Raw genomic sequence first — 13,302 nt, 5'->3', positions numbered from 1 at the left:
GTCCCGCCGGAAGGAGTCCACGATGACGACCGGGCAGGCAGTCGATTCCGAGCGGAAAGAAGAGTTCGCCGGGCGCATGGCCCAGGTGGTCAATGACGCGTGTCTGGGCTATCTGTGCAGCCTCGGCCATCGGACGGGGCTCTTCGACACGATGGCACCTCTTCCACCGTCGACCAGCGTCCAGATCGCCAAGGCCGCGGATCTCGACGAGCGGTACGTACGGGAGTGGCTCGGCGGCCTGACCGTCGCAGGTGTCGTCGAGTACCGGCCGGCCGACGGCACGTACTGGCTCCCGCCCGAGCACGCCGCCTCTCTCACCCGGGCAGCGGGGCCGGAGAACATGGCCTCGCTGCTTCAGGACCTCGCACTCCTCGGCATCGTCGAGGACGAGGTCCTCGACGCGTTCCGCAAGGGCGGCGGCGTCCCCTACTCCTCGTATCCGCGGTTCCAGGAGCTCCAGGCCGAGGAGACGGGGCGTGTCTACGACGTCGCCCTGGTCGACGCGATCGTTCCGCTGGCGCCGGACCTGCCGGAGCGGCTGCGCGCCGGGATCGACGCGCTGGACATCGGGACCGGGCAGGGCCATGCGGTGAATCTGCTGGCCCAGGCGTTCCCCGCCAGCCGGTTCCGCGGCATCGACATCTCCGAGACGGGCATCGCGGCCGCACGCGCCGAGGCGGAGCTGCTCGGCCTCGAGAACGTCCGGTTCGACGTGGTCGACACGGCCGACATCAGCGGTACGTACGACCTCATCACGGCGTTCGACGTGATCCACGACCTGGCCCGCCCGGCGCGCACCCTGGACGCGGTGGCCGCCGCGCTGCGCGACGACGGCGTGTTCCTCATGGGCGACATCTCCGCCTCCAGCAATCTCGAGGAGAACATCGACCACCCCCTCGGCCCCACCCTGTACACCTTCTCGGTCTTCTACTGCATGACCGTGTCGCTGGGCGAGGGCGGCGCGGGGCTCGGCACGGTGTGGGGGCGGCAGCGGGCGCTGCAGATGCTCGCCGACGCCGGGTTCGGTGACATCGACGTGGAGCAGGTCGAGGGCGACATCCTCAACGTGTACTACGTGGCCCGTAAGTGACCGCCGCCGGTTGCCGGGTCATCGGCCGCTCTGGGCGCGGCGGACCAGACGTGCGTGCGTGACCGCCGGGGAGCTCACGAGTTCCACGACCTCGTAGCCGTCGACGCCGTCTCCGAGATTGTCGAGCAGGCGCTCGCCCTTGCCGACGAGGATCGGCGCGATGGCCAGGTGCAGTTCGTCGACGAGGCCGGCGCGCAGGTACTGCTGGATCGTGGCCGGGCCCCCGCCGATGCGCACGTCCTTGCCGTCCGCCGCCTCGTAGGCCCTGGCGAGGACCGTCTCGACGGGCTCGTCGATGAAGTGGAAGTCCGTTCCGCCCTTCATCGACACCGACGGACGCGTGTGGTGCGTGTGCACGAACACCGGATGGTGGAACGGCGGATTGTCGCCCCACCAGCCGGTCCACGCCTCGTTCTCCCACGGTCCGCGACAGGGGCCGAACATGTTGCGGCCCATGATCGTGGCGCCGATGTTGTCCTCGCTGCGCGCGACGAAGTCGACGTCGGTGCCCTGCTTGCCGTCTGCGTGGTCCTTCATGGCGGCGAACATCCAGTCGTGCAGGCTGTCGTCGATCCCGTCGCCGAAGGGCGCGTCCATGCGCTGGTCGGTACCGGCGGCGAACCCGTCGAGCGAGACAGTGACGTTGTGTACGCGAAGCTTCGGCATGACGTCTCCTTCGTGGTGACGGTAGCGGGCCGTTCCCGCTCTCACCCTTGCGTCGAACGGCGCGGGGACGGATCGACAGCCCTCCCGATTTTCTTCCAGGAATCCCGTCACCGCAGCGCGCACCCGGCAGGGGTCCCCTCAGGCGTCGGGGAGCCCGGCAAGCCACTCGATGAGGATGCGGTTGACGTCCTCGCCGCGCTCCTGCTGGATCCAGTGGCCGCAGCCGTCGAGGAGGTGCGACGAGCGCAGGCCCGGCAGAGTGGTCGGGTAGGCGGCGATGGCGTCGGACAGCCACGTGGTGGACGCGTCCAGGGCTCCGCCGATGAACAGGGACGGCTGGGTGACGGGGGCTCCTCCATGGGCCGCGAGGTCCTCCCAGTCCCGGTCCATGTTCCGATAGCGGTTGAGCGCTCCGGTCAGCCCCGTGCGTTCGAACTCCCCCGCGTACACGTCGAGTTCGGCCTCGTCGAGCCAGGCGGGGAGCCGGCCGACGGGGAAGCGGTCGCGCATCCTTCCGCCCCGGGGGACGAAGTGCGGGTCGGGTGCGCCGGGCGCGGGCATCGTGTCGGCCGACAGCGCGGCGAAGATGCCCGCGAGCCATCCGCGCACGTCCGGCTCGATCTCCGCCTCCGCCCTGCCGGGCTCCTGGAAGTACGAGACGTAGAGCTCCTCGTCCCCGCCCATGCCCGCGAAGACGTCGCTGGGCCGCGGTCCGCCCGGCGGGGTGTAGGGGACACTCAGCAGCGCGACCGCGCGGAAGACGTCCGGCCTGAGCAGCGCCGAGTGGGCGGAGATGTTCGCGCCCCAGTCGTGCCCGACGAGCACCGCGGACCGCTCGCCCAGGGCATGCACGACGGCGACGTTGTCGTCCACCAGGTCGAGCATTCCGTACGCGGCCGGGTCCGCGGGCTTCGAGGAGCGGCCGTAGCCGCGGACGTCCAGGGCGACGGCCCGGTATCCGGCCGCAGCGAGCGCCGGCAGCTGGCGGCGCCACGAGTACGAGGTCTCGGGGAACCCGTGCACGAGCAGGACCAGCGGTCCTGCTCCCTGCTCCACGAGGTGGATCCGGCCCGCGGGCCCGTCGACCAGTCGGTGTGTGGCTTCCGCGACCTGCTGCGACATGCGACCTCCTGTAGACACCGTGCGGCCCCGCCGGGTGCGACCGGCGGTGGCGGCCTGACGCCGATCATGCATCGGGCCGCCGCGTGGCACCGACCCTTGTTGCCGCTTCGGCAAAGAATCCGCTCGCGCGGGGCGGTCGGTTCCGGCGCGTTCGGCTCAGTCGCCCGCGTCGCCGATCATGTCCACCAGTTGTGCCAGCGCGGCGGCCGCCATCGGCAGGCCCGGCGTGGGCGTCACCGGTTCGTCCAGGTAGACGTCCCGCCGGAGTTCGATCATGAGGGCGCTGACCCGCGGGTCCATGCCGTAGTGCCGCAGCGGCACGTACGTCCCGGCGAACGGTGTGTCGAGGGCGATGTTCCCGAGCCCCTCGAAGGCGGCGCGGGCCTGCGCGAGCAACACGTCGGGGGTGTGGAAAGGGTCGGTGCCCAGGCACACGGGCGGGCGCGGACCTGCGCCGTGGAGTTCGTAGGGCAGGGCCCGGCTCGGGTACGAGTGCACATCGACGATCACCACGCGCCCGGCGGCGGCGAGGCGGTCCTCGACGGCGTCCGCCATCGCGGCGGCGTAGGGGTGGAAGTAGGTGCCGAGGAGCTCGGTCCCGTCGGCGGGAGGTTCGGGCCTGAGGAGCCGGCGGTGGGTGGTGCGGGTGTACACCGCGCCCATGCCCACCGCGCTCATTTCCTCGCGCTCGTCGGGAAAGCGTTCGGGGTCCACGACGAGGCGGGACAGCTCATTGACGAACCGCCAGGGCGTCACCGCCGCGTCGCGTGCGGCGAGTTCGGCGACGTCCTGCGTGCGAGCGTCCGTGATCAGGTCCAACTCCCGTTCCAGGGAGGCGTCGTCGAGCACGATGCCCTTCCGCACGTGCGGCGGCACGACACGCGAGCCGTGCGGCACGTGGAGGAGGACGGGCGAGGCCGCGCTCCCCGGAATCAGCCTGTACGACGGCCGGGTGTCCTGTACGGAACTGTCCGTGGTGTCCATGCCCCCACTCTCCCCCGCCCGATCCCAACTGGTGAAACACGGGGTTACGGCGCGGGGAGGCCGCGGGTAGGGTGCCCACTCATCCACTACTGAACGGCCGTTGAGTAGTGGCGGGCGGGGCCCTGCCGTCCTGCCCGGACCTACGCATGTGACCTTCGTTCGCGAGGAGTTCTTCACCTTGCCCGACGCACCGTCGACTCTGCTGCGCCACCTCTGGATCCCCCTGGCGGACGGCACACGTCTCGCCGCCCGCGTGTGGCTGCCCGCCGCCGGCAGCGGCCCCGCCCCCGCGGTCCTCGAGTACATCCCGTACCGCAAGAACGACGCGACCGCGGCCCGCGACAACAGCCTCCACGCCCGCTTCGCCGAGGCCGGCTACGCCGCGGTCCGCGTCGACCTGCGCGGCAGCGGCGACTCGGACGGGCTGATGCTCGACGAGTACGCGCAGCAGGAACTGGCCGACGGCGTCGAGGTGATCGACTGGCTGGCGCGGCAGCCGTGGTGCGACGGGAACGTCGGCATGATCGGCAAGTCCTGGGGCGGTTTCAACGGCCTCCAGATCGCCGCGCTGCGCCCGGCCGCGCTCAAGGCGGTCGTCACGGTCTGCTCGACGGACGACCGGTACGCGGACGACGTCCACTACACCGGCGGCTCGCTGATCGCCTCCGAGATGCTGCCGTGGGCGTCGACCATGTTGGCCTACAACGCCCGCCCCGCCGATCCGGCCGTCGTCGGCGACGGCTGGCGCGAGCAGTGGCTGCGGCGGATGGCGGACACCCCCGTGTACGTGGAGGAGTGGCTGCGCCACCAGGCGCGCGACGCGTACTGGAAGCACGGGTCCGTGTGCGAGGACTTCGGCGCGATCCAGGCGCCGGTGCTCGCCGTCGGCGGCTGGTACGACCCGTACTGCGGGGCCGTACTGCGTCTGCTCGAAGGGCTCGACGTGCCGGTGCGGGGGCTGGTGGGGCCGTGGGCCCACACCTATCCGCACCAGGCCGAGCCCGGCCCCGCCATCGACTTCCACGCCGAGGTCGTGCGCTGGTTCGACCAGTTTCTGCGCGGGCGGGACAGCGGCGCCCTGGACGATCCGGCGCTGCGGGTGTGGATGCCCGAGTGGGCGGCGCCCGGCGGCGACCGCGAGGTGCGGCCGGGACGCTGGGTCGCCGAGCAGAACTGGCCGTCGCCCCGGATCGAGCGGCGCGCGTACGCCCTGGGCGGCGAGTCGGCGGGGACGGCCGCCGCGAGCGATCCGCTGCGCGAGCGTGCCGTGCACCTCGACAGCACTCGGACCATCGGCACCGCGGGGGGCAGCTGGCTCCAATTCGGCGACGCGGCAGGTCAGTTCGGGCCGCAGGGCGGTGACGACGGTCTCTCGCACACCTTCACGACCGCGCCCCTCGACGAGGACGCCGAGATCCTCGGCGTGCCGACCGTGACCCTTCGCGTCAGCGCCGACCGCCCGGACGCGCAGCTCGCCGTACGTCTCAACGACGTCGCACCCGACGGCAGTTCACGTCTCGTCACCCGCGGCCTGCTCAACCTCACCCATCGCGACGGCCACGAGGAGCCGCAGGCTCTCGAGCCGGGGCGGGCCTACGACGTGACCGTGCCGCTGGTGGCGACCGCGCACTCCTTCGCACCCGGTCACCGCATCCGCGTCGCGGTCTCGGCCTCGTACTGGCCCCTGGCCTGGCCCTCGCCGCGGCCCGTCACGGTCATGCTCCACCCGGCGCCGTCCGCCGCGCTGCACCTGCCCGTACGACCGGCGAGCGCCGACGACACGAAGCTGCGCCCGTACGGAGAGCCCCTGCCGGACCTGCCCGCGCCGCTGCGCCAGTCCCCCGGGGTCACCGGGCGCCGCATCGAGCACGATCCGGTGAGCGGCACGACCGTCGTCACCCTCCGCGTCGACGACGGCGAGTTCACCGACCTCGCGGACGGGGCCTGGCGGCGCACCGACAGTGTCGACCGCTTCACGCTCACCGAAGGCGATCCGCACTCCGCGCTCGTCGAGTGCGAACGCACGGAGGAGGGCGGGCGCGGTGACTGGACCTGGAAGGTCATGACGGTCAGTCACATGAGCGCCGACGCCGAGGCGTTCACCGTCACCAACACCATCACCGCCCACGAGGGGGACGACCGCGTGTACCACCGCACCACCGATGCCGTGATACCTCGCCGGGGAGTGTGAGCATGCGCCGCCGCACCCTGCTCACCGGCTCCCTCGCCGTCGCGGCCGCCGCCGGGGTGAGCACGGCGGCCGGCTCCGTCGCGGGCACCGGCCCCGTGATCACCGTCGGCTCGAAGCAGTTCACCGAGTCGTGGGTGATGGGCGAGCTGTACGCGCAGATCCTCACGGCCCGTGGCTTCCAGGTCGTCCTCAAGTCGAACATCGGCAGCGCCGACATCATCGACCGAGCGCTGCGCAGCGGCCAGATCGACCTCTATCCCGAGTACACGGGCGTCATCCTCCAGACGTTCGCCCTGCCGAAGAGGATGCCGGTCACGGCGCACGGGACATACGAGGCGGCGAAGAGGTTCGAGGAGGGGCGCGGTCTCACCCTGCTGAGACCCACTCCGTTCCAGAACCGCAACGCCGTCGCCGTGCGCAGCTCCGACGCCCGCAAGCACGGGCTGCGGACCGTCGGCGATCTGCGCCGGATGGGGCGGATCTCGTACGCCGAGTACCCCGACAACATCACGGGCCCGCTCGGCTACGACGCCATCGTCAAGGCGTACCGGCTCTCCGCCATGAAGGTCAGGCCGCTCAACATCGGCCTGCAGTACCCGGCGCTCAAGAACGGTGACGTGGATGCCGCCGACGTCTTCACCACCGACCCGCAGCTGCGGCGTTACGACTTCACCGTCCTGGAGGACGACCAGGCGATCTTCGGCTTCCAGAACGTGTCACCGGTGGTGCGGCGCTCGCTCGTCGAGCGGTACGGCAGCCGGCTCACCGAACCCCTCGACGCGGTGAACGCGCTGCTCACCGAGAAGGCCATGCAGGCGCTGAACGAGGCCGCCGCCATGATGCGGCTGAGCCCGGCGAAGGTCGCCGACCGATTCCTGCGCGCCAACGACCTGAAGTGACCGAGGAGCCCACGATCATGCAGAGCGCTGCCGACATCGTCTTCGACGCGGCCACCAAGACCTACGCGGGCTCCGCCGAACCCGCCGTGGACGCACTGTCCCTGACCGTCCCGGCCGGGGAGATCTGCGTCCTGCTCGGGGCGTCCGGCTGCGGCAAGACGACCGCACTCACCCTCGTCAACCGGCTCACCGAACTGACGTCCGGCGACATCCGCATCGACGGGCGCAGCATCCGCGACCAGGACGTCATCGAACTGCGCCGCTCCATCGGCTACGTCATCCAACAGGCGGGGCTCTTCCCCCACATGACGATCGAGGAGAACATCGCGACGGTCCCGCAGGTCCTCGGCTGGAAGCGGTCACGGACCGCCGACCGCGTCCGCGAGCTCCTCGAACTGGTCGGACTCCCCCACAACGAGTACGCGGACCGGTATCCCGCCCAGCTGTCCGGCGGCCAGCGCCAACGCGTCGGCATCGCACGGGCGTTGGCCGCGGACCCGCCGATCATGCTGATGGACGAGCCGTTCGGCGCGCTGGACCCGGTGACGCGCGAGCACATGCAGGACGAGTTCCTGCGGCTGCACGAACAGGTCCGCAAGACCACGCTGTTCGTGAGCCACGACATCGACGAGGCCGTCCGCATGGGCGACCGCGTCGCGATCCTCGCCAAGGGGGGCAGGCTCCTCCAGTACGACTCCCCCGAACGCATCCTGCGCGAGCCCGCCGACGACTACGTGGCGCGTTTCGTCGGCACGGACCGGGGCCTCAAGGCGCTGACGCTGCGCAGCCTCGGCGAGCTGAAGCTCGACCCGGCGACCGGCGACGACGAGGCGTCTCTCCGCACCGGCGACACCCTGCGGACCGCTCTGTCGGCGCTGCTCGCGGGAGGCGCCGAGCGGCTGCCGGTCGCCGACGAGTCGGGGAAGACCGTCGGCAGCGTGACCGTGGATCTCATCAGGGAGGCGGCGTGAGTTCCGCCCTGCTCGCGGCGGCCGGCCCGCAGCCGGTGATCCCCGACTTCGGAACGGTCAGTTCCTGCGTGCGCGACAACGGCCTGTTCTGCGTCGACTGGTTCACCGCCAACTTCTCCAGCATGTTCGGGCCCGCGCTCGTCCAGCATGTGCGGCTCACGGTGATCGCGGTCGGTGTCGGCTTCCTCATCGCGTTTCCGCTGGCGCTGCTCGCGCACTTCCGGCGCCGGCTGGTGAAGCCGCTCGGTGGTCTGACCTCGTTCCTCTACACGATCCCGCCGATGGCCCTGTTCACGCTGCTCGTCCCGGTGTTCGGCCTCTCCGTCCTCACCGCGGAGATCGCGCTGGTGTCGTACACACTGATGGTGCTGTTCAAGTCGTCGCTGACAGGCCTCGGTGAGGTGCCGGAGGAGGTGCGCCGGGCGGGCGAGGGCATGGGGCTCACGCGGCGCGAGATCCTCTGGCGCATCGAACTCCCGCTGGCCCTGCCCGCGGTGATCAGCGGGCTGCGCGTGGCGACGGTGACCACGATCAGTGTGGTGGAGGTCGCCGCGTTCATCATCGACCAGGGGCTCGGCTCACCGATCATCCAGGGCCTTCAGTCGCCTTTCAACACCCAGTTCATCGGGGCCGGGCTGCTGGCCGTCGCGCTCGCGCTGGCGGCGGACGGACTGATCGTGCTGGTGGGACGGCTGCTCACGCCGTGGGCCCGGACGCGGAGGACCGTCTGATGCACACCTTCTTCGCCAGTTTCTCGTTCATGGCCGACCACTTCGGGCTTCTGGCCGACCGCACGGCGGACCATCTGAAGCTGTCGGCCGCCGCCGTCGCGGTGGCCCTCGTCCTCGCCCTCCCGCTCGGTGTGTGGCTCGGCCACCGCGGCAAGGGTTCCTTCCTCACCGTCAGCATCTCCAACATCGGCCGTGCGCTGCCGTCGCTGGCGCTCATCGCGATCTTCCTCGGGCTGCTCGGCATCGGCTTCGTCAATGTACTGACGGCACTGGTGGTGATGGCGGTCCCGCCGGTGCTCACCCACGCGTACCTCTCGGTCGAGCAGGTGGACCCGGATCTGGTACGTGCCGGACGCGGCATGGGCCTGACGGAGTGGCAGATCCTCACCCGCATCGAACTGCCCCTGGCCCTGCCGGTGCTCTTCACCGGCATCAGGATCGCGGCGGTGTACGTCATCTCCAGCGCGACCCTGGCCGCGGTCGCCGGCGGCGGCGGACTCGGCGACATCATCCTGAACCAGGTGTCGTACGGCCTGTCGGGGGTGATCGCCGCCGCTCTGTGGGTGGCGATCCTGGCGCTGGCCGCGGACGCCCTGTTCGGAGCGCTCCGCAACCGGCTCACCCCGCGCGGGGTCCTCGCGGGACGGAGTGGGTGACCGGCACACCGCTGTCGCCGAGCACTGCGCACGAGAGACCCTGGGCAGGCACCGGCCGCCATGCCGGTGAGCGGCCGAGGATCGCGACGATCTCGTCCAGCCGGGACCCGCCGTCGGCCGTGACCGCCGGCGCGAAGGCCGCACCGGGGCCGCGGCGCGCCTCCCCTCCGGGCACCGCCCGCGCCACGGCCAGTGCCACGTCGAGGAGTTCGGGGTCGAACGTCACCGTGTGGCCCAGCGTCCGCGCCACGTCCCAGGAGTGCACGACGTAGTCGATGAAGTGGAAGCCGACGGCCTGTGCGCCCGGGAGGGGTCCGCCGTCACGGATCTCCGGGAGGGGGAACGCCCGCTCCGTCACCCCGTCGACGGCGAAGGCCTCCAGGACGTGCTGGGCGGCCTCGCGGTACGCCCCGACGGGGTCGTCCCCGAGAGGACGCGGCCGCCACACCGCGATGTCCCCCTCGCCGCGTGAGGCCGCGGCGAATCCATGGTGCTGCGCGGTCATGTGGCCGAGCAGATCACGCAGCGTCCACCCGGCGCACGGCGTCGGCCCGGCCAGGTCCCCGGCCGTCGCCCGCGCCACCATGTCGACGCTCGCCCGCACCGCTTCCGCGTCGAGCGCGACCAGATCCTTATTCGTAGGCATGCGCTTATCATCTGCCCGTGCCTATCACATGTCAACGTCTATCATCGGCGCGTGATGGCCAAGAACGGCGGACGGCGCGACCTCGCCGCGATGCTGCAGCCCCTGGTGCGATCCCTCATCGCCGCCGAGCTGCCGGTGCTCGCGTCGCACGGGATCTCGATGTGGGGATACGTCGTCCTCAGCGCCCTGGACGACGGCCCGGTCCGCACCCAGGGCGCGCTCGCGACGGCGATCGGCGCCGACAAGACCCGGATCATCTCGACGCTGGACACGCTGCAGGAGTCCGGGCTGATCTCCCGCACCCCGGACCCGGACGACCGCCGGGTCCGGCTCCTCTCCATCACCGACGACGGCCGCCGCCTGCGCAGGTCCGCGCAGGCCGGCATCCACGCGCACGAGGACCGCCTCCTGGCCCGGCTCCCCGCCGCCGAGCGTCAGGTCTTCCTCGACGCGGTCCACACCCTCACCCCGGACGCGGACACGCCCTAGGCCGTGTTTTAGAAGTCGCTGATCTGCTTGGTCGGCTGTCCGGCGAGGTTGCGGGCGGCCATCCAGATGGTGAGGTCGTTCGAGATCCTGTCGATACTGGTGTCGGTGGTGACCTCGTGCTCGCGGCGGGTGGTGTCACGGCGGACGACCTCATAACCGCCCTCGTCCAGGACGGCGACTGAGGCGAACCAAGCCGGGTCGTCTTCGTCGGGCTGGATGACGACGAAGGTGTTGTCCGCGTCGTTGAGGTCGTCGATCAGCATGAACACCGCGTCCTCGGACGGGTCGTCGATGTGGTCGCCGTTCTCGCTGTCGGCGCAGTAGTACCGAGCCCCCATCGGACCTGTCCCCTTCAACACGCAGAGCTGTGACCGCCGTCAGCATGGCATGCTGGGCCGACACCGTCGCCAGGTCACAGCCATTCGTTGATTGCGGCGATGTGGACGGTGGCTTCAAAGCGGACGGCGAGCTTGTCGAACCGCATGGCCACCGCCCGATTGCGCTTGAGCCGGTTAATGCCGCACTCGACCGCGTGCCGGGCCTTGTAATCCTCGCGATCGAAGGCCGGTGGGCGCCCGCCACTTGCCCCACGGCGCTTGCGGTGGCCGGCCTGGTCGGCCGGTTCCGGGATGGTGCAGCGGATCCCGCGCCTGCGGAGGTAGGCACGATTGGTGCGCGAGGAATAGGCCTTGTCGCCCCGCACCCGCAGCGGCCGTCTGCGGGGACGCCCGAGCCCCAGCCGGGGTATCCGGATTGCTTCCAGGACAGCCACGAATTGCGGGCTGTCGCCCGCCTGCCCGGCGGTGACCACAAGCGATAACGGCCGTTGGCCCTGTTCACAGGCCAGATGAATCTTGGTGGTCCAGCCGCCCCGGGACCGGCCCAAGCCGTGGTCGTCGGGCTCGGTCCGGATCCCGCCCGGCGGCTCCTTCTGGGCCTGCCCGTCCTTGCGGGCACCAGCCGCATGCTGATGAGCCCGGCAGATCGTGGAGTCGACGTTCACTTCCCACGTGATCAGCCCGGCCGCATCGGCACGAGCCTGCAAACCGGTCAGCACCGCCGACCACACACCATCTCGCTGCCAGCGACGAAAGAGCCCATAGACCGTCTGCCACGGCCCGTACTCCACAGGCAGATCCCGCCAGGGAGCACCGGTTCGCACCCGCCAGCGGATTCCGTCGATCAGCTTCCGCCGACAGACTGAGGGTCTGCCGACCACCGCGACCGGCAACAGCGGCTCCAGCACTGTCCACTGGCCATCTGAGAGATCCCCACGCCCCACACCGAGATCATCACGGCACGAGGCGTGGCCACGAAGCCAGTTCTAAAACATTCCCTAGTCGGTCCCCGCCCCCAAGTGCCCGAGCACCGAGCGCATCGCCCGCCGCACCGCGTCGCGCGACGCGTCGGTGGGGTCGATCGTCTCGAAGCCGTGGTGGCCGAGCGGCACGTCGATCACCTCGAGCGCGGCACCGCAGTCCGCTGCCGCTGACACGAACTCCTCGACCGTCACCGCGATCTCAGGGCGCTCGAGCCCCACCCGCGTCAGCACGATCGGCAGCCGCCCCGCACCACGAACCGCCGCCACCGGGCGGAACCGGCTGTCGGCGAGCCCCCAGCCCGGCAGCGGCGCGAGAATCGGGTACGAAGCCGCCACGCACCGCAGCCAGGACGGCGGCGCCGCGAGCCAGTCGGCCGCGAGGAGTCCGCCGGCGGAGAGGAACCACAGCCCGACGCGGTCGCCGTCCACACGTGGATCGGCCCGCACGAGCTCGATCGCCTCGGCGATGTCGTCGGCGGCCCGCGCGTACGCGGTCAGCTCGTGGAGCCGGTGGTCCACGGTCACGCCGACGGCGCCCAGGCTCGCCGCGTACTGCGCGTAGCCCACGAAGGCGGGCCAGTCGCGCGGTGTCGGACGGGCACCGGCCGGTACCGGTCCGCCGTGGACGAACACCACGGCCGGCCGTGGACCGTCGGCGTCGGGCAGATGCAGGTCGACGCGGCCGGTCCGTTCCCGAGGCCGCTCCTCGATGTCCATGAGGAACGGCCGGAGGTGCGTGGGCTGCTCGCGCACGGCGGCCACCCGGTGCCCCTTCCCTGCGACGGCGCGGAACAGGACGTCCACCAGCTCGCGCGGTGCGGAGAGCATCGGCCAGTGCCCGGTGTCGAGTTCGAAGAAGGTGACGCCCGGGTCGGCGAGCCTCCGGAACGCGGGATCACCCAAGCCCACCATGGCCTCGACCACGGCGATGCTCGACCCGTTGGCCGTGCACAGGACGCCGGTCGTCGGCAGTTCGGCGACCGCGCCCGACAACCGCAGCGGCTGGGTGAGCGTGGGCAGAGGCTGGGGAACGGCCTGTTCGGTCAGCCGCGCCAGCACTTCGGCCGGAAGGCCGGCGACGCTGCCCCAGCGCTGCCACTCCTCCACCGCCGGCGCGGGCAGCGTCCCGGCGCTGTCCTCCTGGGCCAGGCTCAGCACGCGCTCGCGGTTCGTCTGGTCGGGCACCAGCTTGAGGGCCGGGTCGCCGTCCTCGGGGATGCCGACATCCACGTTGACGATCCTGGAGATCCGCTCGGCGCGCCGGTCCGCGGCACCGCGCACCGGGTGGATGCCGTAGCAGTGGCCGACGAGAACCACGTCCTGCTCCTCGACCCGGTCGATCAGCCGGACCAGCTCCTCGATGTGCGTCTCCAGGTCCACGCCCGGTCCCGCCGCACCACCGCCGCCGTCCATGCCGCTGAGAGTCACTTCGTACGCCCGCGCCCCCGCGTCCCGCAGCCCGGCGGCCACTTCCCGCCATACCCAGCCGCCGGTGTGGGCCCCCGCCACCAGAATGAATGCCGTCATGTCCGTCTC

14 protein-coding genes are annotated in these 13,302 nt (G+C 71.1%); 7 read left to right on the top strand and 7 right to left on the bottom strand.

Translation table 11 applies throughout. The features are described 5' to 3' along the window. Positions 1-22 precede the first annotated feature (22 nt). On the top strand, positions 23-1,090 hold the full coding sequence (locus LGI35_RS40045) for a class I SAM-dependent methyltransferase (RefSeq protein WP_227299330.1): 1,068 nt from the start codon (positions 23-25) through the stop codon (positions 1,088-1,090). Between the two features lie 18 nt (positions 1,091-1,108). Here LGI35_RS40045 and LGI35_RS40040 read toward each other — a convergent pair whose 3' ends face one another. From LGI35_RS40040 to LGI35_RS40030, 3 genes are all read right to left on the bottom strand, one after another. After that, positions 1,109-1,756 (bottom strand): dihydrofolate reductase family protein, encoded by a 648-nt coding sequence (locus tag LGI35_RS40040; RefSeq protein WP_227299329.1) that lies wholly within the window; start codon positions 1,754-1,756, stop codon positions 1,109-1,111. 138 nt (positions 1,757-1,894) lie between these two features. After that, entirely contained in the window at positions 1,895-2,878 is a 984-nt protein-coding gene (locus LGI35_RS40035) for an alpha/beta fold hydrolase (protein WP_227299328.1), read from the bottom strand. Positions 2,879-3,034: 156 nt separating this feature from the next. Continuing rightward, positions 3,035-3,862 carry an N-formylglutamate amidohydrolase gene (locus LGI35_RS40030; RefSeq protein WP_227299327.1) on the bottom strand — a complete coding sequence of 276 codons (828 nt, stop codon included), beginning with the start codon at positions 3,860-3,862 and terminating at the stop codon, positions 3,035-3,037. A 148-nt stretch (positions 3,863-4,010) separates the two neighbouring features. Here LGI35_RS40030 and LGI35_RS40025 point away from each other — a divergent pair, with 148 nt between their 5' ends. From LGI35_RS40025 to LGI35_RS40005, 5 genes are read left to right on the top strand one after another with little or no spacing between them, the layout of a single operon-like run. Then, positions 4,011-6,053 carry a CocE/NonD family hydrolase gene (locus LGI35_RS40025; protein WP_227299326.1) on the top strand — a complete coding sequence of 681 codons (2,043 nt, stop codon included), beginning with the start codon at positions 4,011-4,013 and terminating at the stop codon, positions 6,051-6,053. 2 nt (positions 6,054-6,055) lie between these two features. After that, positions 6,056-6,952 (top strand): ABC transporter substrate-binding protein, encoded by an 897-nt coding sequence (locus tag LGI35_RS40020; RefSeq protein ID WP_227299325.1) that lies wholly within the window; start codon positions 6,056-6,058, stop codon positions 6,950-6,952. Positions 6,953-6,969: 17 nt separating this feature from the next. Beyond that, positions 6,970-7,923 carry an ABC transporter ATP-binding protein gene (locus LGI35_RS40015; RefSeq protein ID WP_227299324.1) on the top strand — a complete coding sequence of 318 codons (954 nt, stop codon included), beginning with the start codon at positions 6,970-6,972 and terminating at the stop codon, positions 7,921-7,923. Further along, on the top strand, positions 7,920-8,654 hold the full coding sequence (locus LGI35_RS40010) for an ABC transporter permease (protein WP_227299323.1): 735 nt from the start codon (positions 7,920-7,922) through the stop codon (positions 8,652-8,654). Before LGI35_RS40015 ends, LGI35_RS40010 begins: the two co-directional genes overlap by 4 nt. Next, positions 8,654-9,310, top strand: a complete 657-nt coding sequence (locus tag LGI35_RS40005; protein ID WP_227299322.1) for an ABC transporter permease — start codon at positions 8,654-8,656, stop codon at positions 9,308-9,310. The genes LGI35_RS40010 and LGI35_RS40005 overlap by 1 nt, the downstream gene beginning before the upstream one ends. Here the strand turns inward: LGI35_RS40005 and LGI35_RS40000 are convergent. Next, positions 9,273-9,956 (bottom strand): TIGR03086 family metal-binding protein, encoded by a 684-nt coding sequence (locus LGI35_RS40000; RefSeq protein ID WP_227299321.1) that lies wholly within the window; start codon positions 9,954-9,956, stop codon positions 9,273-9,275. The genes LGI35_RS40005 and LGI35_RS40000 overlap by 38 nt on opposite strands. A gap of 54 nt (positions 9,957-10,010) precedes the next feature. Here LGI35_RS40000 and LGI35_RS39995 point away from each other — a divergent pair, with 54 nt between their 5' ends. Next, positions 10,011-10,445, top strand: coding sequence for a MarR family winged helix-turn-helix transcriptional regulator (locus LGI35_RS39995; RefSeq protein ID WP_227300717.1), 435 nt, complete (start codon positions 10,011-10,013; stop codon positions 10,443-10,445). An 8-nt stretch (positions 10,446-10,453) separates the two neighbouring features. Here the strand turns inward: LGI35_RS39995 and LGI35_RS39990 are convergent, their stop codons facing one another. The 3 genes from LGI35_RS39990 to LGI35_RS39980 all read right to left on the bottom strand — a co-directional run bounded on the left by LGI35_RS39990 (position 10,454) and on the right by LGI35_RS39980 (position 13,293). Next, a complete protein-coding gene (locus LGI35_RS39990) occupies positions 10,454-10,783 on the bottom strand; it encodes a hypothetical protein (RefSeq protein ID WP_227292464.1) in 330 nt (109 codons plus the stop codon). Positions 10,784-10,857: 74 nt separating this feature from the next. Then, on the bottom strand, positions 10,858-11,727 hold the full coding sequence (locus tag LGI35_RS39985; RefSeq protein WP_227292466.1) for an IS5 family transposase: 870 nt from the start codon (positions 11,725-11,727) through the stop codon (positions 10,858-10,860). 54 nt (positions 11,728-11,781) lie between these two features. Further along, positions 11,782-13,293 carry an alpha/beta hydrolase gene (locus tag LGI35_RS39980; RefSeq protein WP_227299320.1) on the bottom strand — a complete coding sequence of 504 codons (1,512 nt, stop codon included), beginning with the start codon at positions 13,291-13,293 and terminating at the stop codon, positions 11,782-11,784. Between the last annotated feature and the right edge of the window lie 9 nt (positions 13,294-13,302).

The organism is Streptomyces longhuiensis, from assembly GCF_020616555.1.
Lineage (GTDB): Bacteria > Actinomycetota > Actinomycetes > Streptomycetales > Streptomycetaceae > Streptomyces > Streptomyces longhuiensis.
Note: the sequence above shows the minus strand (reverse complement) of the source record. Positions and strands in the feature narration are given on the sequence as shown.

Excerpts from the sequence above, each read along its gene's own strand:
- LGI35_RS40045 (WP_227299330.1), top strand. The coding sequence starts at position 23 with ATGACGACCGGGCAGGCAGTCGATTCCGAGCGGAAAGAAGAGTTCGCC.
- LGI35_RS40040 (WP_227299329.1), bottom strand. The coding sequence starts at position 1,756 with ATGCCGAAGCTTCGCGTACACAACGTCACTGTCTCGCTCGACGGGTTC.
- LGI35_RS40035 (WP_227299328.1), bottom strand. The coding sequence starts at position 2,878 with ATGTCGCAGCAGGTCGCGGAAGCCACACACCGACTGGTCGACGGGCCC.
- LGI35_RS40030 (WP_227299327.1), bottom strand. The coding sequence starts at position 3,862 with ATGGACACCACGGACAGTTCCGTACAGGACACCCGGCCGTCGTACAGG.
- LGI35_RS40020 (WP_227299325.1), top strand. The coding sequence starts at position 6,056 with ATGCGCCGCCGCACCCTGCTCACCGGCTCCCTCGCCGTCGCGGCCGCC.
- LGI35_RS40015 (WP_227299324.1), top strand. The coding sequence starts at position 6,970 with ATGCAGAGCGCTGCCGACATCGTCTTCGACGCGGCCACCAAGACCTAC.
- LGI35_RS40005 (WP_227299322.1), top strand. The coding sequence starts at position 8,654 with ATGCACACCTTCTTCGCCAGTTTCTCGTTCATGGCCGACCACTTCGGG.
- LGI35_RS40000 (WP_227299321.1), bottom strand. The coding sequence starts at position 9,956 with ATGCCTACGAATAAGGATCTGGTCGCGCTCGACGCGGAAGCGGTGCGG.
- LGI35_RS39995 (WP_227300717.1), top strand. The coding sequence starts at position 10,011 with ATGGCCAAGAACGGCGGACGGCGCGACCTCGCCGCGATGCTGCAGCCC.
- LGI35_RS39990 (WP_227292464.1), bottom strand. The coding sequence starts at position 10,783 with ATGGGGGCTCGGTACTACTGCGCCGACAGCGAGAACGGCGACCACATC.
- LGI35_RS39980 (WP_227299320.1), bottom strand. The coding sequence starts at position 13,293 with ATGACGGCATTCATTCTGGTGGCGGGGGCCCACACCGGCGGCTGGGTA.